Raw genomic sequence first — 22,555 nt, 5'->3', positions numbered from 1 at the left:
CCCAGGTGGTCGATAGGGAGGACAGGACCACACCGATCTTCCGGAGGGGCCAGCCGTGCGGGACTCGCCGTCCGATCGCGAGGCGGAATTCATCAGCTTCGCCGCCCATGTGCACCCGGCCATGCTGCGCACCGCCAGGCTGCTCACCGGCGACCCGGACACCGCCCAGGACCTGGCGCAGGCCGCGCTGCTGCGCATCTACCTGTCCTGGGGCCGCTCCAACGCCTGGGACAACCCGTCCGCCTACGCGCGCAAGACCCTGGTCAACGTGCACGCGACCTGGCGCCGCCGGTTCTGGCACCGGGAGGTCCCGCACGAGGATCCGGGTGAGCCGCTCCGCCCGGACGACCCGGCCCAGGGCTGGAGCGACCTGGTCGACCTGGAGCGGGCCCTGGCGGCCCTGCCGGCCGCCCAGCGGACGGTACTGGTGCTGCGGTTCTACGAGGATCTGAGCGTGGCGGAGGTGGCCCAGCTGCTGGGCTGCTCGGAGGGGACGGTCAAGTCGCGCACCAGTCGCGGCCTGGAGCGGATGCGCGGGCAGGTCGAACTGTCGTACGGCGCTGGGAGGCGCGGCTGATGAGCGGATACGAGCACGACGGGCGACAGTCCGAAGGGCACCAGCTGCACCAGCAGGAGCTGTTGCGCAGCGGCCTGCGGGCGCTGGCGGACCGTCAGGAGCAGGTGTCGGTGCCGATCGGCGCGGTGCTGGCGGAGGGCCGGCGGCAGCGCCGGATCCGGGTGTTCGGGCTGGCCGCGGCCGTCGCCGCCTGCACCCTGGCGGCCGGGCTGCTGACCCATCCGCTGTCCACGCCCTCCGCCCGCACGGCTCCGGCGGTCGCCGCCACAGCGAGCACCCGCCCGTCGGCCGCCGCGACGACGCCCCGAGCCGCCGCGACGACGCCCGCGGCCGCCGCCCTGGCGAAGCGTCAGCTGGATCCGGCCGGGCCACCGGCCCCACCGGCTGCGGTGCGGCAGGGCCAGGCCTACGCCTTCGACTGGAACCTGCAGTGCGGGACGCCGTTCCTGGTGTTCGCGGGCCGTACCTGGGACCTGGTCGCGCCGCTGCACCTGCCCGCCGGGCTGCACGGCCGGCACGGCGTCAGGTCGGGGCCGCCGGAACTTCCCGGCTACGTCACCGTGACCGGACCGGGCAGCGCGCGCTTCGACGCCCCGGGCTATCTGGCCCAGCCGGTGCTGCTCAGGGCCGCGCCCGCCGCCCGCTCCTGCGTCTGAGCCTTTCCAGCGTCTGGGCCTGCTCGCGCAGGTGGGCCCGCTCCTGCGTGGGTCAGCGCGGGTAGATCTCGTACAGCAGCTCGTTGTAGTCGTCACTGTTGGGCCAGGTCGCCGTCGCCGAGCCGTAGTAGAGGCAGCTGCTGCCGGAGCTGTTGCCGCCCATGCCGACGGTGACGCCGGTCTCGGCGCAGGCCACCACGCGGTGGTTGGTGCTGTACGAGTCGTTGAAGTCGATGGAGACGGAGCCGTCGATGAAGTGGTCGGCCCCGTCCCAGTCGTAGGAGACCACGGCCTCGTAGCCGTTCGCCCCCTGGTAGCCGTCCCAGACCGGGACGCAGTGGGTGCCGCCGTAGCCGGGGCAGCCGCCGGGCGCCCAGGCGACGTGGATGTTGGCGGAGTTGTTCCACTCGGAGATGACGGTGCCCTCGGGCCAGGACGAGCCGGACATGTCGTGGTAGTAGATCTGCGGGTTGGTGTAGCCGTTGCGGGCCCAGCCCACCGTCGGGCAGCCGCCGACGAGGTCGCTCGCGCTGCCGTAGCCGCAGGAGCCCGGGGCCCCGGCGCCCGCCACCGGCGCGGTCAGCCCCTGGACACCCTGGGCGGCCAGCAGTTGGTACAGCTGATCGGCGGTCACCCCGGGGGCGGCCAGGTAGCTGGTCCCGTGGCTGACGCCGTCGGACGTGCGGTACACCGCGTCGACCCGGGGTGCCGGTGCCGCCGCCGGGCCGGCCGGGGCCGTGCCGCCCTGCGTGCTGGTGGCCGGGGGTGGTCCGGCGGCCGGGCCCTGCCCGGCGAGGGCGGTCTGGGCGGGCGCGAGCACAACGGCGACCGTGGTCAGCGCGATCGCGCCGACCACGGCGAGGGTGCCTCTGACGGACATCTGACCCTCCGGGTACGAACGGGTGTCGGGACTTCGCGGAGACTTCGCGGATCGTCGCAGCCCCGGCCGGACGGGGGATAGACGGCCTCGACAACTTGGCCGAAACCTGGTGGCATCGCGGCATGTCCCTCACCGCACCGTCCGAAGGACCCCGCTGGGGCCTCACCTTCCCGCTGGACGGAATCCCGCTCGCCGACCAGCGCCGCCTCGTCGAGGCCCTTCCCGACCTGGGCTTCACCGACCTGTGGTCGATGGAGACGGCCGGCGCCGACGCCTTCACCCCGCTGGCGCTGGCCTCGGTCTGGGCCCCGCAGCTGAACCTCGGCACCGCCATCGTGCCGGTGCACACCCGCGGTCCGGCGCTGCTGGCGATGCAGGCCGCCGCGCTCGCCGAGGCCGCGCCCGGCCGGTTCACCCTCGGCATCGGCGCCTCGTCCCCGGTCATCGTCAGCGACTGGAACGCGGTCCCGCACGACCGGCCCTTCCAGCGCAGCCGCGACACCCTGCGGTTCCTGAAGGCCGCCTTCACCGGCCAGGCCGTCGACGAGCAGTACGAGACCTTCGCGGTACGCCGGTTCCGGCTGGAGCGGGTCCCGGCGGCCACCCCGCCGGTGCTGCTGGCCGCGCTGCGCCCGGGGATGCTCGGACTGGCCGCGCGGGAGGCCGACGGCACCATCCTCAACTGGCTCTCCGCCGACGACGTGACCACCGTCGTCGAGGAGTTCAACGCCGCCGGCGGCACCGGAAAGACCGTGGCCGCGCGCATCTTCGTCTGCCCGACCGGTGACGCGGATCACGCCCGGGCGCTGGGACGGCGGCTGATCGCCGGCTACCTCACCGTGCCCGCCTACGCGGCCTTCCACCGCTGGCTCGGCCGCGGGGACGTGCTGAAGCCGATGTGGGACGCCTGGGCCGCCGGTGACCGCAAGGGTGCCGCCGCCTCGGTCCCGGACCACGTGGTGGACGCCCTGGTGCTGCACGGCGCCCCGGGGCAGGTGCGCGAGCAGCTGCGGCGCTACGCGGACAACGGGGTGACCGTGCCGGTCCCGGCGATCCTGCCCACCCCGGAGATGCTGGACGGCACGGCGGAGCCCCGCGACCGCCGTCAGGCCGTCGCGGCCGCCGTCCTCGCCGTCAGTCCCGGGGAGCAGTGAGCTCCAGGCCCCTGACCGCGCCGCGGACCCCGGCCAGCCAGCCGTCCCGGTCCGCGGCCCGGCCCTGCTCGTAGGCGGCGACCTGGGGGTGCGGCAGGATCAGGAACCGCTCCTCGGCCAGGCCCGCCACCACCGCGTCGGCGACCTCCTCGGTGGTCAGGATCGGCCCCAGCGCCGACAGCACCGCGTTCACCGCCGGATCGGCGGTCATCGCCGTCTGCACGCCCTGCGGGCACAGCGCGCTGACCTTGATGCCGCGGTCGCCGTAGGTCACCGCCAGCGACTCGGCGAAGGCCACCGCGGCGTGCTTGGTCGCGGTGTAGGCGGCGTCGCCGGGCATCTGCAGCAGCCCTGCGGCGGACGCGGTCTGCAGCAGGTAGCCCCGGCCGCGCTTCAGCATGCCCGGCAGCACCGCCCGCGCCGCGTACACGTGCGCCATCACGTTGACGTCCCAGCAGGCCTGCCAGACCTCGTTCGAGGCCTCGATGCCGGCGCCGGAGCCGATGCCGGCGTTGCTGCAGAACAGGTCCACCGGACCGAGGTGCTTCTCGGCGGTCTCCACCAGGGCGCGGACGTCGCTCTCCCGGGTCACGTCGCTGCCGACGCCGACGGTGTGACAACCCTCACGGTCCAGTTCGAGCGCGAGGTCCTCCACCCGGGCCGCGTCCAGGTCCGCGAGCAGCAGCCCGCGCGCGCCCTCGGCGGCGAAACGGCGCGCCAAAGCCGCCCCGATGCCACCGGCCGCACCGGTCACGACCACGACGGATCCGCGTATCTGCATGTCCTGACTCCTCTCGCCGGGCCCCCGCACGGCCCGTTCACTGCCGGTGATCGTAAGCATCCCGCCCGCCACCGCAACAGTGCCCGTCCGTGACGCGGGTCAACCTCCGGCTACCGTCAAGGAGTGCACAAGCCGCCCACCGTTCCGACAGCCGCCCCGACCACTCTCCCGGGCAGTGTCCCGAGTGCTGTCCCGAGCGCTGTCGCCGAGACCGGCCCGGAACTCTTCACCTGGGAGTTCGCGGCCGACCCCTACCCCGCGTACGCCTGGCTGCGGAGCCATGATCCGGTGCACCGGACCACGCTGCCCAGCGGGGTCGAGGCCTGGCTGGTCACCCGCTACGACGACGCCCGGCAGGCGCTGGCGGACGCCCGGCTGAGCAAGAGCCCGGCCCACCACAGCGGCCAGGGCCACCGCAGCGGCCGGGTCGGCATCCCCGGCGAGCGCAACGCGGACCTGATGACCCATCTGCTGAATATCGACCCGCCGGACCACACCCGGCTGCGGCGGCTGGTCTCCAAGGCCTTCACTCCGCGCCGCGTCGCCCTGTTCGAACCCCGGGTCCGGGAGCTCACCGACCGGCTGATCGACGGCTTCGCGGAGCGGGGTGAGGCCGACCTGATCCACGAGTTCGCCTTCCCGCTGCCCATCTACGCCATCTGCGACCTGCTCGGCGTCCCCGCCGAGGACCAGGACGACTTCCGGGACTGGGCCGGGATGATGGTCCGGCACGAGAAGCCGGGCGCCGGCGGCGGCAGCCCGCGCGGCGGCGTGGCCCGCGCGGTGAAGCGGATCCGGGCCTACCTCGCCGAACTGATCCACCGCAAGCGCGCCGACATCGCCTCGGGACAGGCCGGTGACGACCTGATCTCCGACCTGATCCGGGCCAGCGACCACGGCGAGCACCTGACCGAGAACGAGGCCGCGGCGATGGCCTTCATCCTGCTCTTCGCCGGCTTCGAGACCACTGTCAACCTCATCGGCAACGGCCTCTACCACCTGCTGAACCATCCCCGGCAGCGGGCCGAGCTGCAGGCCTCGCTCGCCGCCGGCGAGACCGCGCTGCTGGCCACCGCGGTCGAGGAACTGCTGCGCTACGACGGCCCGGTGGAGCTCGCCACCTGGCGCTTCGCCACCAGCCCGATCACCCTGGGCGGCCAGGACATCGCGGTCGGCGATCCGGTGCTGGTGGTGCTGGCCGGCGCGGACCGCGATCCGGCCCGCTTCGACCAGCCCGACCTGCTGGACCTCGAACGCCGGGACAACCCGCACCTCGGCTTCGGTCACGGCATCCACTACTGCATCGGCGCCCCGCTGGCCCGACTTGAGGCCCAGTACGCTCTCGCCGCGCTGCTCACCCGCCTCCCCGATCTGCACCTCACCGTCGCGCCCGGGGAACTGCGCTGGCGCGGCGGCCTGATCATGCGTGGGCTGCGCCAACTCCCGGTCGGCTACCGCCCGGAGCAGCCCGCGAAGCAGCCGCCCGAGGCGCTGCCGGAGTAGCCGCCGCGCCAGTTCCGGGACGGGTGAGGCGAACTGATGGGCTTGTGATTATCAGTCCGGTCTGTCTAGCCTGCCCAGAACGCCCGCACACGTGGGCGGCCGTCGTACGGGACGCCGAGTCCTGTCCAGCCGTGCGCCGGTACCAAGACTTCTTCATTGGGCAGGAGCGGGGGACCCAGGTAAGTCGCCGCAGTCCACGGGGCTGCGGCTGGGGGTGAAGGCGTGTCATGCGCCCGGGCTACCTCACGGCCCGAACCCGACAGCTCACCTCGCAGGCGTCGGAGAGGACACCTGCCATGCCCTTCGCCATGCCCGTGAACAGCACCGGCCGCCATCGCAAGCCGCGCACCAGCCAGACCCGGCGCCTGGTCGCCACCGGTGGCCTGGCCACCGCCGGGATAGCCCTGCCGCTCATCGGTGCCACCTCCGCCTCCGCGGCCTCGGTGTCCACCTGGGACAAGGTCGCCAACTGCGAGAGCAGCGGCGACTGGTCGATCAACACCGGCAACGGCTACTACGGCGGACTGCAGTTCTCCGCCTCGACCTGGTCCGCCTACGGCGGCGGTTCGTACGCGTCCACCGCGAACCGGGCCAGCAAGGCCCAGCAGATCGCCGTCGCCGAGAAGGTGCTGGCCTCGCAGGGCCCCGGCGCCTGGCCGGTGTGCGGCCCGCAGGCCGGCCTGACCCGTGGCGGCGCCCCGGCCTCCGTCGACACCGGTACCCCGGCGCGGAGCACCACGACCAAGAGCACGCCGACCAAGAGCTCCCCGACCCACGGCACCACGACCCACACCGGCACCGGCAAGCACCGCAAGCCGACCGCCACCGAGCAGTCCGCGCCGCAGTCCACCACTGCACAGTCCACCACGCAGCCCGCCGCGCAGTCCGCGCCGCAGGCATCGGTGCCCGGGCAGCACGCGGTCGGCCACGGCGGCTACACCGTCAAGCCCGGTGACACCCTGTCCGGGATCGCCGCGTCCGCGCACCTGGGCGGTGGCTGGCAGACGCTCTACCAGGACAACAGGTCGACGGTGGGCGGCAACCCGAACCTCATCTACCCGGGCCAGCAGCTCCAGGTCGGCTGACGGGTCGACTCCGACGGGACGAGGGCGTCCCTGCCCGCCAGCGCACCCCTGGGTGAACTACTGGTGAGTAGGGGCGCCGCATCGTGGGACTCCCGCGAGCGCCGCGTCGCTGCGAGCCCTCCTGCGGATAGGCTCAGGGGGTAAACCAGTAGGAGCAGCCCCAAGGAGATGCCTGTGCCGTCCATCGACGTCGTCGTAGCCCGGGAGATCCTCGACTCGCGAGGCAACCCCACGGTCGAGGTCGAGGTCGGCCTCGACGACGGCAGCACCGGCCGTGCCGCCGTTCCGTCCGGCGCCTCGACCGGCGCCTTCGAGGCCCTGGAAATGCGCGACGGTGACAAGAACCGTTACGGCGGCAAGGGCGTGGAGAAGGCCGTGCTCGCGGTCATCGAGCAGATCGGCCCGGAGCTGGTCGGCTACGACGCCACCGAGCAGCGCCTGATCGACCAGGCGATGCTGGACCTGGACGCCACTCCGGACAAGTCCTCGCTCGGCGCCAACGCCATCCTCGGCGTCTCCCTCGCGGTGGCCCACGCGGCCTCCGAGGCCAGCGACCTGCCGCTGTTCCGCTACCTGGGCGGCCCGAACGCGCACCTGCTGCCGGTCCCGATGATGAACATCCTCAACGGCGGTTCGCACGCGGACTCCAACGTCGACATCCAGGAGTTCATGATCGCTCCGATCGGCGCCGAGTCCTTCTCCGAGGCCGTGCGCTGGGGTGTCGAGGTCTACCACCAGCTCAAGTCGGTGCTGAAGCAGCGCGGCCTGTCCACCGGCCTGGGCGACGAGGGCGGCTTCGCGCCGAACCTGGAGTCCAACCGCGCCGCGCTGGACCTCATCATCGAGGCCATCAAGGAGGCCGGCTACGTCCCCGGCCGCGATGTCGCGCTGGCGCTGGACGTCGCCGCGTCCGAGTTCTACAAGGACGGCAAGTACGAGTTCGAGGGCAAGTCCCGCTCGGCCGCCGAGATGACCGAGTACTACGAGGAGCTGGTCGCGGCCTACCCGCTGGTCTCCATCGAGGACCCGCTGTTCGAGGACGACTGGGCCGGCTGGAAGGTCATCACCGAGCGTCTGGGCAGCAAGGTCCAGCTGGTCGGTGACGACCTGTTCGTGACCAACCCGACCCGCCTGGCCCGGGGCATCAAGGAGGGCATCGCGAACTCGCTGCTGGTGAAGGTCAACCAGATCGGTTCGCTGACCGAGACCCTGGACGCGGTCGAGATGGCCCAGCGCAACGGCTTCCGCTGCATGATGTCGCACCGCTCCGGCGAGACCGAGGACGTCACCATCGCCGACCTCGCCGTCGCCACCAACTGCGGCCAGATCAAGACCGGCGCCCCGGCCCGCTCGGACCGCACCGCCAAGTACAACCAGCTGCTGCGCATCGAGGAGATCCTCGACGACGCCGCGGAGTACGCGGGCCGCGCCGCGTTCCCGCGCTTCCAGCACAGCTCGGCGAGCTGACGTCGCTCCGGTGCCCCGTCGCCCGCACCCTTTAGGGTGGGTCGGCGGGGCACCGGCGTATCCCTGTTCAGCAGCACGGTCGGGCATCGACGGGAGGGGCGAGCGCGTGAGCGGCAGCAAGGGCGGTAGCGGCGGGCAGGGCACCGGCGCGCGCAGCCGCAGGCCGCGGTTCACCGGGCGGGCCGCGGTGCTGGCCCTGGTGCTCTGCTCGCTGGTCGCGGCGCTGGCCTACCCGACCCGTCAGTTCATCGCCCAGCGCGCCCAGATCGCGCAGCAGCGGGCCGCCGCCCAGCAGGCCCAGGCCCAGGTGGACGAGCTGCGCCGGGACAAGGCCCGCTGGCAGGACCCCGCCTATGTCGAGGCCCAGGCGCGGGCCCGGCTGCACTACGGCTTCCCCGGGGAGACCCCGTTCACCTCGGTCGATCCGACCCCGGCCGACTCGGCCCCGGCCGCCGCCTCCGCGCAGACGGCGCCCGGCGCGGTGCGGCAGCCCTGGTACGACAGCATGTTCGAGTCGCTCGACAGCGCCGACAGTTCATCACCGACGAAAGCAAGGCCATGACGCACAACCCGGTACCCGCGCCCGAACCGGTCGCGGACGAGGACATCGCCGCCATCGCCGCCCAGCTCGGCCGGGTGCCGCGCGGGCTGCGCGGCGTGGCGCACCGCTGCCCCTGCGGCCTGCCCGACGTGGTGGAGACCGCCCCGCGGCTGGAGGACGGCAGCCCGTTCCCCACCCTGTACTACCTGACCTGCCCGCGCGCCGCCTCCGCCATCGGCACCCTGGAGGCCGACGGGATGATGAAGGAGCAGACCGCGCGGCTGGCCGAGGACCCCGAGCTGGCCGCCGCCTACCAGCGCGCCCACGAGGACTACATCGCCAAGCGCGACGCCATCGAGGTGCTGGAGGGCTTCCCCAGTGCCGGCGGGATGCCGGACCGGGTGAAGTGCCTGCACGTCCTGGTCGGTCACAGCCTCGCGGCCGGACCCGGCGTCAACCCGCTGGGCGACGAGGCGCTGGCGGCGCTGCCGGAGTGGTGGCGCAAGGGACCCTGTGTCTGCACCGGCAACGACGCCGACGAGGACGGGACGTCATGACCTCGCGTGACAAGACGCCGCGTGACAAGACGCCGCAGCGCGTGGCCGCGATCGACTGCGGCACCAACTCCATCCGGCTCCTGGTCGCCGACCTCGACCCTGCCACCGGCGAACTGCACGACCTGGACCGGCGGATGACCATCGTCCGGCTCGGCCAGGGCGTCGACCGCACCGGCCGGCTCGCCCCCGAGGCGCTGGAGCGCACCTTCGCCGCCTGCCGCGAGTACGCGGCCGTCATCGAGTCGCACGGCATCGGGCTGCACGGAACGGGGCCGCGCGGTACCGCACCGCTGCGCTTCGTCGCCACCAGCGCCTCCAGGGACGCCGAGAACCGGGCCGAGTTCGTCGACGGGGTCCGCGAGATCCTCGGCGTGGAGCCCGAGGTGATCACCGGGGACGAGGAGGCGCAGCTCTCCTTTACCGGCGCCACCCGGGAGCTCGACCCGGCCGAGGGCCCCTACCTGGTGTTCGACCTCGGCGGCGGCTCGACCGAGTTCGTGCTGGGCACGGACCGGGTCCAGGCCGCCCGCTCGGTCGACATCGGCTGCGTCCGGATGACGGAGCGTCACGGCGAGGACACCCTGTCCATGCGGGCCGACATCAAGCAGGGCCTGGACCTGGCCGCCGGGACCGTCCCGCTGACCGGCGCGCACACCCTGGTCGGCCTGGCCGGGACGGTCACCACGGTGGCCGGGATCGCCCTGGGCCTGCCGGCCTACGACTCGGCCGCGATCCACCACTCGCGGATCTCGCTGGCCCAGGTGCACAACGTCACCTCGATGCTGCTGGCCGCCTCGCACGACGAGCGCGCGGCGATCCCGGTGATGCACCCCGGGCGGGTCGACGTGATCGGCGCGGGCGCCCTGGTGCTGCTCGGGATCATGGAGCGGACCGGCGCGTCCGAGGTCGTGGTGAGCGAGCACGACATCCTCGACGGCATCGCCTGGAGCATCGCCGAACGCGCTGCTGAGAGCGTCGCCGGAGAAACTTCGTGAATTTCTTCACATGAGGTTCTGGGTGGATGGCTCACCCGGCTGGGCTGTAAGTCCGAATTGCGAGACCCAAGGTGCCCGAGGGCCCGGGCTGAAGGCTTCCAAGGCTTCGGCCCGCTTTCGCAGGCACAATCGCAATAAGGGCGTCGAGCTGCGGCTATGTCCTGCTGAACGGCCCGCTGGACCCGGTGTGCCACCGGTCCGCTTTCATGGGCCGCGAAGTGTAGCAGACGATGTCCAGAGGTATGTGAGGAGGGCCACAGAGGGTGCTCCGGAGGGGGGTGGATACTTTCGGATATGAGCACCACGGAGCGTCCCCGCATCCTCATCGTCGGCGGTGGATACGTCGGCATGTATGCCGCGATGCGCATCCTCAAGAAGATGCGCTACGGGGAGGCGACCGTCACGGTCGTCGACCCCCGGTCCTACATGACCTATCTGCCCTTCCTTCCCGAGGCGGCCGGCGGCAACGTCGCCCCTCGCAACCTCGTCGCACCCCTGCGCAGTGTCCTCAAGGGCGCGGAGGTCCTCACGGGCCACGTGACCTCCGTGGACCAGGGCCGCAAGGTGGCGACCATCACCCCGGCCGGCGGCGACTCGTACGAGCTGCCCTTCGACTACCTGGTCGTCGCGCTCGGTTCGGTCTCCCGCACCTTCCCGATCCCCGGCCTGGCCGAGAACGGCATCGGCATCAAGTCGGTCGAGGAGGCCATCAGCCTCCGCAACCACGTGATCGCCCAGCTGGACAAGGCCGAGTCCACCACCGACGAGAAGGTGCGCAAGCAGGCGCTCACCTTCGTCGTGGTCGGCGGCGGCTTCGCCGGCATCGAGACGGTGGCCGAGCTGGAGGACATGGCCCGCGACGCGGCCAAGATCTACCGCAACGTGAAGCGTGAGGACATGCGCTTCATCGTGGTGGAGGCGGCCAACCGCATCCTTCCGGAGATGGGCCCGGACCTCGGTCTGTGGACCAAGGAGAAGCTCGAAGAGCGCGGCATCGAGATCTACATCGAGACCTCGATGGACTCCTGCGTCGACAAGCACGTGGTGCTGAAGAACGGCATCGAGGTCGACGCCTCCACCATCGTGTGGACCGCCGGCGTCAAGCCGAACCCGGCGCTGGCGAACTTCGGTCTGCCGCTCGGCCCGCGCGGCCACGTCGACACCGCCCCGACCCTCCAGGTCCAGGGCTTCGACAACGTCTGGTCCGCCGGCGACAACGCCCAGGTCCCCGACCTCGCCGTGGGCGAGGGCGCCTGGTGCCCGCCGAACGCCCAGCACGCGGTCCGGCAGGCGATCAAGCTCGGCGACAACGTGATCGCCGGCATGCGGGGCTTCCCGCAGGAGGAGTACAAGCACAAGAACCTCGGTGCGGTCGCCGGCCTGGGCCTGCACAAGGGCGTGGCGATCCTCTTCGGCAAGTACAAGCTGAAGGGCCGTCCGGCCTGGTGGTTCCACCGCCTGTACCACGGCAGCCGGGTCCCCACCATGAACCGCAAGGTCCGGGTCTTCGCCGACTGGACCCTGGCGATGTTCCTCAAGCGCGAGACCGTCTCCCTGGTGGAGATGGAGAGCCCGCGCGGGACCTTCGTCGAGGCGGCGGCCCCCGCCCCGAAGCCGAAGCCGGCCGAGGCATCCTCGACCGACAAGGCCTCCGCGACCGAGAAGGTCCCCGCGTAGCACCGTCCTCATGCCCGGCAGCGTCGCCGGACCACAACCGTGGTGCTCATAACCGGCACCGCTGCCCCGAGTGCCCCGGTCCCTCACAGGACCGGGGCACTCGCGTTTCCCGCCGGCATCTCTTCCGGGGCTAGGTGCTCCGGCGCTCAGTCCGTCTTGATGCTGCCCAGGATGTCCAGCCGGGCGGCCCGGCGGGCCGGCCACAGCGCCGCCAGCAGGCCCACCAGGGCCGCGCCGACCACGTAGGCCGCCAGCTGCCCGTACGGCAGGGTGGTGGTCAGGCCGCCCACCGAGCCGCTCAGCAGCCGGACCGCGGCCCAGGCCAGGAAGCCGCCGATGGTGACGCCCAGCACCGCCCCGAAGGACGCGATCACCACCGACTCCAGCCGGACCATCCGCTTGATCCCGTGCCGGTCCAGGCCGATCGCCCGCAGCATCCCGATCTCGCGCTTGCGCTCGAACACCGACATCGCCAGCGTGTTGACCACACCGAGGATCGCGATCAGCACGGCCATCCCCAGCAGCCCGTACATGACGTTCAGCAGCAGGCTGATCTGCCCGCTGAACTGGTCCCTGATGTCCTGCTGCGACTGCACGGTGATCAGCGGGCTGTCGCCGGTCGCGTCCTTCAGCGCCTGCTTGAGCTGCGGCGTGGCGCCGTCGGCCCCCTTCACCAGGACGTTGCCGTAGTACGGCGCCGCGACGTGCGGCAGCAGTGCCGCGTCGCTCATCAGGGCCTGGCCCATCAGACCGGAGTTCTGGTAGATCCCACCGAGCGTCAGCTGCCCGCTGCTGCCGTCCGGATAGGTGACCGGGACGCTGCTGCCGAGGGTCCAGCCGCCGCCGGTGGCGTGCTCCTGGTCGAGCAGGATCTGCCCCTGTCCCAGCGCCGACAGCGAGCCGCTGACCATCGTCGGACTGATCAGCCGGCTGATGGTGCCCGCGTCGACGCCGGTGACCGTGAGGTCCCGCTGGTGCGGCAGGGTCAGGTCCACCTGGTCCAGCGGGCTGGCGGCGACCACCCCGGGGGCCTTGGCGATCACCGGCAGCAGCTGGGGGGAGACCGGCTGGCCGAGCATCGCGCCGACCGCGTAGTCGGCCTTCATGCCCTGGGTGACGTCCTGGGCGATGGCGTGGTTCATCGAGGCGCCGATCACCGTCAGCGCGCTGATCAGGGTCACCCCGATGGTCAGCGCCGAGGCGGTGGCCGCGGTACGGCGCGGGTTGCGCACCGCGTTCTGCCGGGCCAGCTTGCCGGAGATGCCGAACAGCCGCCCGTACAGCGGGCCGACCAGCGCGATCGCCGGACGGGACAGCAGCGGTGTCAGCACGAACACGCCGACCAGCAGCAGTACCGCGCCCGCGCCGACCAGTGACTGCCCGGTGCTGCCGCTCTTCCCCGCGCCCAGCGCCACCCCGGCCAGGCCGAGGCCGGCCAGGACCAGGCCGATGCTGTTGCGGACGATCAGGCTCTTCTGGCTGGCCGGGGTGTCGTTGCTGCGCATCGCGGCCACCGGGGCGACCCGGGACGCGCGGATGCTGGGCAGCAGCGCGGCCACCATGGTCACCAGGACGCCGGTGAGCAGCGTGGCCAGCACCGTGGAGGGGCTGACCACCAGGCTGCTCACCGAGATCTGGCTGCCCATCGAGCCCAGCGCCGCCTGCATCGCGGCGCCCAGGCCGATGCCCACGCCGAGCCCCAGCAGTGAGGCGGTGACGCCCACGAACAGGGCCTCCAGCAGCACCGACAGGGTGATCTGACGGCGGCTCGCGCCGATCGCCCGCATCAGCGCCAGCTCCCGGGTGCGCTGGGCGATCAGCATGGTGAAGGTGTTGGAGATCAGGAAGATCCCGACGAACAGCGCGATCCCGGCGAAGGCCAGCAGCGCGGTCTGCATCCCGGACGTGTCCTGGTTGACCGCCGCCTGCTGGTCGGCGGTGAGCTGAGTGCCGGTCTCGACGGTGATCCCGCTGTCGTGCGGGACCACCGGCTTCACCTGGGCGAGCAGCTGGTCCTGGCCGACCCCGGGCCTGGCGGTGGCCTCGATGCTGCCGTACTGGCCGGGCTGGAGGTAGAGCGACTGGGCGGTGGCGGTGTCGAAGAGCACCAGCGAGCCGCCCGCCTTCACCTGCGGGTCGTCGGTGCTGAAGATGCCGGTCACGGTCATCTTCAGGACCGGTCCGTTGACGGCCAGCCGGACCGTGTCGCCGACCGCGAAGTGGTTGTCCGCGGCGGTCTTCCGGTCGATCGCCAGCCCGTTGCTGCCGGTCGGTCCGGTGCCCTGGACCATCGGGTACTTGGGGTCCTGGCCGTCGCCGGCGGGGACCCAGTTGCCGCCGTAGGTGTTGCCGCGGCTGCCGATCAGGTCGCCGTGCGGGTCCGAGAGACCGGCGAAGCCGCTCACGGTGCCGCGGGCGCTCGCGGTGCCGGGCAGTGCGGCCACCGCCTTCAGGTCGGCGTCGGTGAGCTTCGGGTGCGCGCCGGTGAGGTCCTTGGGCCCGGTCCCGGCGCCCGCGTAGGTGTCGTTGACCTGGACCGAGATGCTGTTGTAGCTGGAGGAGATGCTGTCCTTGAAGGACTGTCCGACCGAGTCGGAGAAGACCAGGGTGCCGGCCACGAAGGCGGTGCCGAGCAGCACGGCCAGCATGGTCATCAGCAGCCGGCCCTTGTGGGCCAGCACGTTGCGCAGTGCGGTGCGGTACATGGTTGCGGACCCCCCGTCAGCTGGTGCGGCCCTTGGCGTCGAAACGACGCATCCGGTCCAGGACACTGTCGGCCGTCGGGCCGTACATCTCGTCGACGATCCGGCCGTCGGCGAGGAACACCACCCGGTCCGCGTAGGAGGCGGCGACGGGGTCGTGGGTCACCATCACCACGGTCTGGTTCAGCTCGCGTACCGAGGAGCGCAGGAAGGAGAGGATCTCGGCCCCGGAGCGGGAGTCCAGGTTGCCGGTGGGCTCGTCGGCGAAGATTATCTCCGGCTTGCTCGCCAGCGCGCGGGCGCAGGCGACGCGCTGTTGCTGGCCGCCGGAGAGCTGGGACGGGCGGTGCCCGAGCCGGTCGGCCAGCCCGACGGTGGCCACCACCTGCCGCAGCCAGGCCTGGTCGGGCTTGCGCCCGGCGATGTCCATGGGGAGGGTGATGTTCTCCAGCGCGGTGAGCGTGGGCAGCAGGTTGAACGCCTGGAAGACGAACCCGATCTGATCCCGGCGCAGCTTGGTGAGCTGCCTGTCCTTCAGGCCGCCGAGCTCGGTGTCGCCGATCTGCGCGGAGCCGGAGGAGACCGTGTCCAGGCCGGCCATGCAGTGCATCAGCGTGGACTTGCCCGATCCGGACGGGCCCATGATCGCGGTGTACTGCCCGCGGGCGAACTCGACGGAGACGCTGTCCAGGGCGGTGACACGGGTGTCGCCCTCGCCGTAGACCTTGCTGAGGCCGACGGCTCGGGCCGCGGCGGTGAGCAGGGTGGTCGTCACAGGACTTCTCCAGTCCGGTCGGAGCTGATGGGAACGTCCCCCATCCTCTCCGTGTGATCACGCCCTGTAGTCGCCCTGGGGAAGGGTTGCCGGTACTGCCTCCCGTCGGACCCGGGGGCAGCCTGCTCTCCTCCGCAGGGATGACCGCGACCCTTGCTTACACGAGTGCGTACTCCGCGCCGACGAAGCGTCAAGTTGCAGTGAAATGAGACAACTTCCTGCCCAGTGGCCACCTAGGGGGCCGCCCTGAGGTTAGGCTCGGGAATGCGGAAGGGCCCGGATGGTGGAACGCAGACACGGCGAGCTTAAACCTCGCTGGCCGCCAGGCCGTGCCGGTTCAAATCCGGCTCCGGGCACCCCACGCCAACTAGTGGCTTGACATGCGCGCGGCGGCTCGACGCAGGTCGTACTCGTGGACCAGCGCCTTGGCGTAGCCGTAGGAGATGCCGTACTCCACGCGCAGCCACTCGATCTTCTCCTCGCAGCGGAGCAGGCCGGGGCCGTCGTCGACGGCCTTGAGCCACTCGTCCAGCGGGCGACCGGTGACGGCGGGGATACGGGACAGCAGGTTCTGGTGGGTTTCCGCGGAGTACATGAGGGACACTGGGCTGCCTCCAGAGATGGGCCTGACCGTCTTTCGACTCTGCCTGAGCCCACGGTCCTTGGCAACAGCTTCGCGCCGGATACGCTCCAGCCATGCCCCGACCGCTCCCCGAAGCACTGCCCGACCCGCTCGCCGCCGAGCTCGGCGAACTGCTCGCCGCCGCCGACCGGTTGGCGGACCGCTACCGCTCGATGCCGCACGGCCGGCTGACGGCCCTGGCCGCCGACGGCCTGGCACTGGCCCGCAGGCTCGCCCGTGCCGCTCAGCGGCTGGAGGGCGGGCCGAGCCGGGGCGAGCTGCCCGAGGCGGGCGCCTTCGTGGTCGGCGACCAGATCGCGCTCGCCGCGCACGACCTGGCGGCGGCGCTGCGGGGCCGCGGTGGCGGCGAGCCGGACTCCGAGGCGGCGGCGGTGCTCGCCGCGGCGACCGCGGCGGTGGCCGACGGCTACAGGCTGGCGACCACCCGGTCGGCCAGGATGTAGACGGTCGCGCGTCCGTCGCCCAGCGCGAAGGTCAGCGCATGGGCGCCGGTGAGCCGGGAGCTGCCCAGCAGCCGCACCTCCTCGCCGCCCAGCACGGCCTCGCGCAGCCGGGCGCCGGCCGCGGGGTCGCCGGGGGCGACGCAGAGGGTGGTCTCGTCCTCGAAGACGTAGACGTCCAGGGTCCCCATCGGTCCGGGCCGCACGTCGCGCAGCGTGGTGCCGACGCTGACCAGTTCCTCCAGCCGCAGATCGGTCCACTCGGGGGTGGGCGTGGGCTGCGGGGTGAAGCCGGGCAGCGAGGGGTGCGGGGCCGGGTGGGCCACCGGGTGCCCGGCGCTGCCGTTGCTCTCCGAGATCAGCTCCTCCAGCGCGGTGCGCAGCGCGTCGGCGAACTCGGGGTTCATCTCGCCCTCGTCGTCGGCATAGCCGCGCGGCGCCGGCAGTACCACGACGCCGTCCTCGCCGAACAGGCTCTCGGTCCCGTAGCCGTCGTTCCCGAAGGACTCGCCCCCGAGGCCGTCGCTGCCGAAGACGTCATTGCCGAAGACGTCGCCGCCAAAGACGCCGTCCTCGGCGGCGCGGGCCTCCTGCTCCGCCCAGAACGCGCGGGCCTCGGCCATCTCGCGCTCGCGGTCGTCGGCGAGGGCGGCGGCGACGGCCTGGTGCACGGCGGCGTCGAAGCGCCGGGAGAGGCGGCGCACGGAGACGAGCGTGGCCACCGCGGCGACGGCGACGAGGGTGAGCAGGGCGATGAGTACGGGCAGCAGGACGGTCACGGGAGGCACCCCTTGCGGAGGGTCGAACTGGCGGTCAACCCCACAGTGCCGCACTGCCGCAAATAACGGCAGTGCGTAATGTCCTTTTCATTTGTGACGTCCGACATTGTCCGATTCGCGAAGTGGTGAAAAGTCGACGCAATGCGACCGTGCGGTTACTTTCCGTCGACGAGTTGTTGTCCCCGGATAAAGAAATCGGTCCGGGCCGCTACCAATGGCGACCCGGACCTTACCCGCTGGCCAAGGGGCCAAACGGGTCATTATGAAAATCTGCTGAGACGAACGGTCCGCGTCAGCTGAGCCGCTCGATCACCATGGCCATACCCTGGCCGCCGCCGACGCACATGGTCTCCAGGCCGAACTGCTTGTCGTGCCACTGCAGCGAGTTGATCAGCGTTCCGGTGATGCGCGCGCCGGTCATGCCGAAGGGGTGGCCCACCGCGATGCCGCCGCCGTTGACGTTCAGCTTGTCCAGGTCCACGCCGAGGTCCCGGTAGGAGGGGATGACCTGGGCCGCGAAGGCCTCGTTGATCTCCACCAGGTCGATGTCGCCGATGCCCAGGCCGGCCCGCTTCAGCGCCTGCCGGGAGGCCTCGACCGGCCCGTAGCCCATGATCTCCGGGGAGAGCCCGGACACCCCGGTGGAGACGATCCGGGCCAGCGGGGTCAGCCCCAGCTCGCGGGCCTTGGTGTCGGACATGATCACCAGTGCGGCGGCGCCGTCGTTCAGCGGGCAGCAGTTGCCCGCGTTGACGGTACCGTCCGGGCGGAACACCGGCTTGAGACCGGAGACCGCCTCCAGGGTGACCCCCGCGCGCGGGCCGTCGTCCTGGCTCACCACGGTGCCGTCCGGCGTGGTCACCGGGGTGATCTCGCGGGCCCAGAAGCCGTCCGCGATGGCCTTCTCGGCCAGGTTCTGCGAGCGGACGCCGAACTCGTCCTGCTCGCGGCGGGAGATCCCCTTCAGCCCGGCGAGGTTCTCCGCGGTCTGGCCCATGGCGATGTAGACGTCCGGGGCCAGCCCGTTCTCGCGCGGGTCCGACCAGACCGGCGCGCCGGCCGTGGCGGCGGTGGCGGCGGTACGCGCCTCGGCCTCGGCGAACAGCGGGTTCTTGGTGTCCGGCAGGCCGTCCGAGGAGCCCTTGACGCTGCGCGAGACGGTCTCGACACCGGCCGAGATGAAGACGTCGCCCTCGCCGGCCTTGATCGCGTGCAGCGCCATCCGCGAGGTCTGCAGCGAGGAGGAGCAGTAGCGGGTGATGGTGCAGCCGGGCAGGTGGTCCATGCCCATCTGCACCGCGACCACGCGGCCCAGGTTGTAGCCCTGCTCGCCGCCGGGCAGGCCGCAGCCCAGCATCAGGTCGTCGATGTCCCGGGGGTCCAGCTCCGGGATCTTCGCCAGAGCGGCCTGGATGATCTGCGAGGTCAGGTCGTCGGGGCGGACGTCCTTGAGCGACCCCTTGAAGGCCCGGCCGATCGGCGAGCGGGTGGCACTGACGATGACGGCTTCGGGCATCGGGACTCCAGGAGGACGGGCGGTGGTGGATGGTCGGTCCTGCCGTCAAGTTACCCTCAGGTAGCCGTGACGTCAGCGCCGACCGAGTGTGAATTACCTGACCTTGCGTCACCGGGTCCGGCGTCCGTCGCGCCCGCCGCGTCGGGCAGGGTGCGCCTCCGCCGGTGCTTCAGCAGGGCCCAGCGGCCCCGTGGGCCGGACTCCGCACCCAGCACCGCGGCCGCGGCGACCTCGGTGCCGCCGCGCCCGGCCGCCTCCGCCGCCGCCTGGGCGACCGGCAGCACGCCCTCGCCCCTGAAGGCGTCCGGACGCTCGCCGAGCAGCCCCTCGGGCCACAGGTCCAGCGAGGCGCAGATCGTCGGCAGCATCGCCATCGCCGCGGTCGCGTACCCCTGCACCGAAGGGTGGTAGCGGTCCGAGGCGAACATCTCCGGACGGCCCCGGAACTCCGAGCCGAGCAGGTCGCCCAGCGACACGGTGCGGCCGCCGGCCTCGACCACCCCGATGGTCTGCGCCGCCGCGAGCTGCCGGCTGGCCCGCCTGGCCAGCCAGCGCAGCGGCGGCCGGACCGGCTCGATGGTGCCCAGGTCGGGGCAGGTGCCGACGACCACCTCGGAGCCGCCGGCCCGCAGCCGTCGGACCGTGTCGGCCAGCATCCGCACCGACTCGGTGACCTTGATCCGCTGGGTCACGTCATTGGCGCCGATCATGATCAGGCAGACGTCCGGTTGCTGCGGCAGGATGACGCCCAGCTGGCGTTCCAGATCCTTGGATGTGGCGCCGTTCGCCGCGGCCACCGTGAGCCGGACCGGGCGCTCGGCGATCGAGGCGATCCCGCCGGCCAGCAGCGCCCCCGGGGTCTCCCGGCCCCGGTTCACCCCGAAGCCGGCCGCCGTGGAGTCGCCGAGCACGCCCAGGACCAGCGGCGCGGCGTCGCCCTCGGCGAAGTCCCGGCCGTACGTCCCGTCGGCGTTGGGTGGTTCACCCTGAAGGGTGTTCAAGCTGTGCTCGGCAAGTTTCGCCTCGGTCAGCAGCAGACCGGCGAAGCCGACGCCGACCAGGCCGAGTCCCCCGCCCCCGTACGCCGCCGCCGCGGCGATCCGTCGTGCCACTCGCGCCCTCGACATGAACGACCCCCTAGCGTCAGAGCCCCAACACTCCTGTTCCTACCCAGCCAGTCTGCCCCACTACGCTGATCCCGACGGGGCGACAAACCGGGCGCCCTACGGCATTACCGCGAATGGAGACCCCGTGCGGTTCCACGACTCGATCATCGACCTGGTGGGCAACACCCCACTGGTACGACTCAACAAGGTCGCTGAGGGAATCAGTGCCACCGTTCTGGCCAAGGTGGAGTACTTCAACCCCGGCGGATCGGTGAAGGACCGCATCGCCATGCGGATGATCGAGGCCGCCGAGGCCTCGGGCGAGCTGAAGCCCGGCGGCACCATCGTCGAGCCCACCTCCGGCAACACCGGTGTCGGCCTGGCCATCGTGGCCCAGCAGAAGGGCTACCGCTGCATCTTCGTCTGCCCGGACAAGGTGTCCACGGACAAGATCAACGTGCTCCGTGCGTACGGCGCCGAGGTCGTGGTCTGCCCGACCGCGGTGGCCCCCGAGCACCCGGACTCCTACTACAACGTCAGCGACCGGCTGGTCCGGGAGACCCCGGGCGCCTGGAAGCCTGACCAGTACTCCAACCCCAACAACCCGGCCAGCCACTACCACTCCACCGGCCCCGAGCTGTGGGAGCAGACGGATGGCCGGATCACGCACTTCGTCGCGGGCGTGGGCACCGGCGGCACCATCTCCGGCACCGGCCGCTACCTCAAGGACGTCTCCGGCGGCGCGGTGAAGGTGATCGGCGCGGACCCGGAGGGCTCGGTCTACTCCGGCGGCACCGGCCGTCCCTACCTGGTCGAGGGCGTGGGCGAGGACTTCTGGCCGACCGCCTACGACCGCGAGGTGGCCGACGAGATCGTCGCGGTCTCCGACAAGGACTCCTTCCAGATGACCCGCCGGCTCGCCAAGGAGGAGGGCCTGCTGGTCGGCGGCTCCTGCGGGATGGCGGTCGTGGCGGCGCTGCGGGTGGCCGAGCGGCTCGGCCCGGACGACGTGGTCGTGGTGCTGCTGCCGGACTCCGGCCGCGGCTACCTCTCCAAGATCTTCAACGACGACTGGATGCAGGACTACGGCTTCCTGGACGAGGGCGGCCCGGAGGCGGTCGCCGCCGACGTCCTCGGCCGTAAGGACGCGCTGGAGCACGGCGGGATTCCGCAGTTCGTGCACATCCACCCGAACGAGACGGTGGGCGAGGCCGTACACATCCTGCGCGAGTACGGCGTCTCGCAGATGCCGGTGGTCTCGCCCGGTGCCGGGCACCCGGACGTGATGGCCGGTGAGGTCATCGGCTCCATCGTGGAGCGCGACCTGCTGGACGGGCTGTTCGCCCGGCGGTTCGAGCCGGCGGACCTGATCGGCAGTCACATGTCGCCCCCGCTCCCGGTGGTGGGCTCGGGCGAGTCGGTCACCCGGCTGATGGGGGTGCTGGAGAAGGCCGACGCCGCGGTGGTGCTGGTGGACGGGAAGCCGCAGGGCATCGTCACCCGGCAGGACCTGCTCGCCTTCATGGCGGCGCACCGTCCCGTGCACTGAGGTTCGGAGCGCCGCGAGGAATCCGGAGCAACCGAGAACCGTCCTGTGCACTGAACTGGTACACCCGCGACACGTACCGGCAGCACGGGCTTAACAACGGACCGGCATCGTTGTCACCACGGCACGAAGCCGAGCGTGGTGGCAGTGAGGGTCCGGAGCGGCTCCCGGATTCCGCAGCCACCTCAGGACGCGTCGGACGGCCCTGACCCGGCCGGCCGCGTCCCGCCCGCGGGGACCGCCGTCGTCCCGCCCCTGTCCGTCCTGGACCGTCAGGTCCGGGCCCGACGGGGTGCGGCGGTCCCCACGGCACCAGGCTCCGCGTTCCCGGGTGGGGGAACCCAGCGGAGACAGAAGGGCCGGTCCCTCGGGACCGGCCCTTCTGGTGTCTGTCGCCCGGCCCGGCGTGAGCCGGGCGCGTGTCGGTCTGTCGCGTGTCGGCCGGTCCGGTCTCAGCCGGCCAGGCGCCGTCCCACCAGCACCAGGCCCACGCCGGCGACCAGGAAGCCGGCCCCGCCGACCGCGTAGGGGGTGGTGTCCGCCGCTCCGGTGTCGGCCAGCGCCAGTCTGCTCCCGCCGTGGCCGGTCCCGGCCGCCGGACGCGACGCCTCCCGGTGGCCCGCCTGGACGGTCGCGGCCGAGGCGATCGGGCCCAGGGCCAGCGCGAACACGGTCCCGATGCCGGCGGCGACAGCGGTGATGGTGAGGGGGCGGCGGGTGGTCAATGACACTCCCAAAGCAGTGACTGGTCCGGATGATGCTAATCAGCACGGGCCTGGTTGAACAGGGTTTGTATAGGCTCTCGTGCATGACTAGTGAGACCAGCCCCACAGCCGAGACCGGACCGCGTTACGTCCGGCTGCAGATCGAACTCATCGCCGAGATCGTCGACGAGAAGGCCCTTCAGGTGGCCGCCCTGGAGCAGGTGCGCGCGGACGAGTTCCTGGAGGACGACGAGCGGGCCGAGGCCGTGGCCGCCATCGAGATCGACCCGACCGGCGCCATCGCCCACTTCGTGGACCCGGTCGCGATGCTGGAGGGCATCCCCGGCATCGAGCTGGCCGAGGCCACCTGGGAGTCCCAGCCGGTCGAGTACGACCCCGAGAACGAGGGGTGGGACGAGTACGACTCGGAGGCCGAGGCGCGGTAGCCGAACAGCGGAAGCCCACGCCGCG

22 protein-coding genes, 1 tRNA gene and 1 riboswitch are annotated in these 22,555 nt (G+C 71.9%); of the genes, 14 read left to right on the top strand and 9 right to left on the bottom strand.

Annotated features, from left to right (window positions below):
* Window positions 1-55 precede the first annotated feature (55 nt).
* A complete protein-coding gene (locus ABH925_RS11885; RefSeq protein ID WP_370147362.1) occupies window positions 56-577 on the top strand; it encodes a SigE family RNA polymerase sigma factor in 522 nt (173 codons plus the stop codon).
* On the top strand, window positions 577-1,233 hold the full coding sequence (locus ABH925_RS11880) for a hypothetical protein (RefSeq protein ID WP_370147361.1): 657 nt from the start codon (window positions 577-579) through the stop codon (window positions 1,231-1,233). Before ABH925_RS11885 ends, ABH925_RS11880 begins: the two co-directional genes overlap by 1 nt.
* 52 nt (window positions 1,234-1,285) lie before the next feature.
* Here ABH925_RS11880 and ABH925_RS11875 read toward each other — a convergent pair whose 3' ends face one another.
* On the bottom strand, window positions 1,286-2,113 hold the full coding sequence (locus ABH925_RS11875) for a hypothetical protein (protein ID WP_370147360.1): 828 nt from the start codon (window positions 2,111-2,113) through the stop codon (window positions 1,286-1,288).
* Window positions 2,114-2,235: 122 nt separating this feature from the next.
* On the opposite strand from ABH925_RS11875, the gene ABH925_RS11870 reads away from it, so the two are divergent.
* Window positions 2,236-3,267 (top strand): LLM class F420-dependent oxidoreductase, encoded by a 1,032-nt coding sequence (locus tag ABH925_RS11870; protein ID WP_370147359.1) that lies wholly within the window; start codon window positions 2,236-2,238, stop codon window positions 3,265-3,267.
* On the opposite strand, the gene ABH925_RS11865 is transcribed toward ABH925_RS11870, so the two are convergent.
* The gene (locus ABH925_RS11865; RefSeq protein ID WP_370147358.1) at window positions 3,248-4,048 is read right to left on the bottom strand and encodes an SDR family NAD(P)-dependent oxidoreductase; all 801 of its coding nucleotides are present in this window, start codon (window positions 4,046-4,048) and stop codon (window positions 3,248-3,250) included. The two genes, ABH925_RS11870 and ABH925_RS11865, sit on opposite strands and share 20 nt — an antisense overlap.
* Window positions 4,049-4,171: 123 nt before the next feature.
* Here ABH925_RS11865 and ABH925_RS11860 point away from each other — a divergent pair, with 123 nt between their 5' ends.
* The 7 genes from ABH925_RS11860 to ABH925_RS11830 all read left to right on the top strand — a co-directional run bounded on the left by ABH925_RS11860 (window position 4,172) and on the right by ABH925_RS11830 (window position 11,873).
* Window positions 4,172-5,551: a cytochrome P450 gene (locus tag ABH925_RS11860; protein ID WP_370147357.1), complete on the top strand. Its 1,380-nt coding sequence runs from the start codon at window positions 4,172-4,174 to the stop codon at window positions 5,549-5,551.
* Between the two features lie 124 nt (window positions 5,552-5,675).
* Window positions 5,676-5,844: riboswitch (cyclic di-AMP (ydaO/yuaA leader) on the top strand.
* Between the two features lie 3 nt (window positions 5,845-5,847).
* The gene (locus ABH925_RS11855) at window positions 5,848-6,636 is read left to right on the top strand and encodes a transglycosylase family protein (RefSeq protein ID WP_370147356.1); all 789 of its coding nucleotides are present in this window, start codon (window positions 5,848-5,850) and stop codon (window positions 6,634-6,636) included.
* Window positions 6,637-6,810: 174 nt separating this feature from the next.
* Window positions 6,811-8,103 (top strand): phosphopyruvate hydratase, encoded by a 1,293-nt coding sequence (gene eno / locus ABH925_RS11850; protein ID WP_370147355.1) that lies wholly within the window; start codon window positions 6,811-6,813, stop codon window positions 8,101-8,103.
* Window positions 8,104-8,209: 106 nt separating this feature from the next.
* A complete protein-coding gene (locus ABH925_RS11845; RefSeq protein WP_370147354.1) occupies window positions 8,210-8,665 on the top strand; it encodes a septum formation initiator family protein in 456 nt (151 codons plus the stop codon).
* A complete protein-coding gene (locus ABH925_RS11840; protein WP_370147353.1) occupies window positions 8,662-9,201 on the top strand; it encodes a DUF501 domain-containing protein in 540 nt (179 codons plus the stop codon). The genes ABH925_RS11845 and ABH925_RS11840 overlap by 4 nt, the downstream gene beginning before the upstream one ends.
* Window positions 9,198-10,196: an exopolyphosphatase gene (locus ABH925_RS11835; RefSeq protein WP_370147352.1), complete on the top strand. Its 999-nt coding sequence runs from the start codon at window positions 9,198-9,200 to the stop codon at window positions 10,194-10,196. Before ABH925_RS11840 ends, ABH925_RS11835 begins: the two co-directional genes overlap by 4 nt.
* Before the next feature lie 294 nt (window positions 10,197-10,490).
* Window positions 10,491-11,873, top strand: coding sequence for an NAD(P)/FAD-dependent oxidoreductase (locus ABH925_RS11830; protein ID WP_370147351.1), 1,383 nt, complete (start codon window positions 10,491-10,493; stop codon window positions 11,871-11,873).
* Between the two features lie 146 nt (window positions 11,874-12,019).
* Here ABH925_RS11830 and ABH925_RS11825 read toward each other — a convergent pair whose 3' ends face one another.
* Together ABH925_RS11825 and ABH925_RS11820 are read right to left on the bottom strand one after the other, a co-directional pair.
* Complete coding sequence (locus ABH925_RS11825; RefSeq protein ID WP_370147350.1) at window positions 12,020-14,578, bottom strand: ABC transporter permease; 2,559 nt, start codon at window positions 14,576-14,578, stop codon at window positions 12,020-12,022.
* 16 nt (window positions 14,579-14,594) lie between these two features.
* Entirely contained in the window at window positions 14,595-15,350 is a 756-nt protein-coding gene (locus tag ABH925_RS11820) for an ABC transporter ATP-binding protein (protein ID WP_370147348.1), read from the bottom strand.
* Between the two features lie 274 nt (window positions 15,351-15,624).
* Between ABH925_RS11820 and ABH925_RS11815 the strand changes: the two genes are divergently transcribed.
* Window positions 15,625-15,706: transfer RNA gene (locus ABH925_RS11815), tRNA-Leu, on the top strand.
* 11 nt (window positions 15,707-15,717) lie between these two features.
* Here ABH925_RS11815 and ABH925_RS11810 read toward each other — a convergent pair.
* Entirely contained in the window at window positions 15,718-15,954 is a 237-nt protein-coding gene (locus tag ABH925_RS11810) for a DUF4287 domain-containing protein (protein ID WP_370147347.1), read from the bottom strand.
* A 92-nt stretch (window positions 15,955-16,046) separates the two neighbouring features.
* Here ABH925_RS11810 and ABH925_RS11805 point away from each other — a divergent pair, with 92 nt between their 5' ends.
* Window positions 16,047-16,436, top strand: coding sequence for a hypothetical protein (locus tag ABH925_RS11805; RefSeq protein ID WP_370147346.1), 390 nt, complete (start codon window positions 16,047-16,049; stop codon window positions 16,434-16,436).
* Here ABH925_RS11805 and ABH925_RS11800 read toward each other — a convergent pair.
* The 3 genes from ABH925_RS11800 to ABH925_RS11790 form a co-directional block, all read right to left on the bottom strand.
* Entirely contained in the window at window positions 16,400-17,212 is an 813-nt protein-coding gene (locus ABH925_RS11800) for a hypothetical protein (RefSeq protein ID WP_370147345.1), read from the bottom strand. The genes ABH925_RS11805 and ABH925_RS11800 overlap by 37 nt on opposite strands.
* A gap of 292 nt (window positions 17,213-17,504) precedes the next feature.
* Entirely contained in the window at window positions 17,505-18,728 is a 1,224-nt protein-coding gene (locus tag ABH925_RS11795) for an acetyl-CoA C-acetyltransferase (RefSeq protein ID WP_370147344.1), read from the bottom strand.
* Between the two features lie 56 nt (window positions 18,729-18,784).
* Window positions 18,785-19,855, bottom strand: coding sequence for an SGNH/GDSL hydrolase family protein (locus tag ABH925_RS11790; protein WP_370147342.1), 1,071 nt, complete (start codon window positions 19,853-19,855; stop codon window positions 18,785-18,787).
* 124 nt (window positions 19,856-19,979) lie between these two features.
* On the opposite strand from ABH925_RS11790, the gene ABH925_RS11785 reads away from it, so the two are divergent.
* A complete protein-coding gene (locus ABH925_RS11785) occupies window positions 19,980-21,383 on the top strand; it encodes a cystathionine beta-synthase (RefSeq protein ID WP_370147341.1) in 1,404 nt (467 codons plus the stop codon).
* 449 nt (window positions 21,384-21,832) lie between these two features.
* Here ABH925_RS11785 and ABH925_RS11780 read toward each other — a convergent pair whose 3' ends face one another.
* On the bottom strand, window positions 21,833-22,111 hold the full coding sequence (locus tag ABH925_RS11780; protein WP_370147340.1) for an LPXTG cell wall anchor domain-containing protein: 279 nt from the start codon (window positions 22,109-22,111) through the stop codon (window positions 21,833-21,835).
* A 77-nt stretch (window positions 22,112-22,188) separates the two neighbouring features.
* Here ABH925_RS11780 and ABH925_RS11775 point away from each other — a divergent pair, with 77 nt between their 5' ends.
* Window positions 22,189-22,530, top strand: coding sequence for a hypothetical protein (locus ABH925_RS11775; protein WP_370147339.1), 342 nt, complete (start codon window positions 22,189-22,191; stop codon window positions 22,528-22,530).
* Window positions 22,531-22,555 lie beyond the last annotated feature (25 nt).

The organism is Streptacidiphilus sp. EB129, assembly GCF_041262645.1.
In the GTDB taxonomy this organism is placed as follows: Bacteria; Actinomycetota; Actinomycetes; order Streptomycetales; family Streptomycetaceae; genus Streptacidiphilus.
This window is presented reverse-complemented; position numbering and strand designations above follow the sequence as displayed.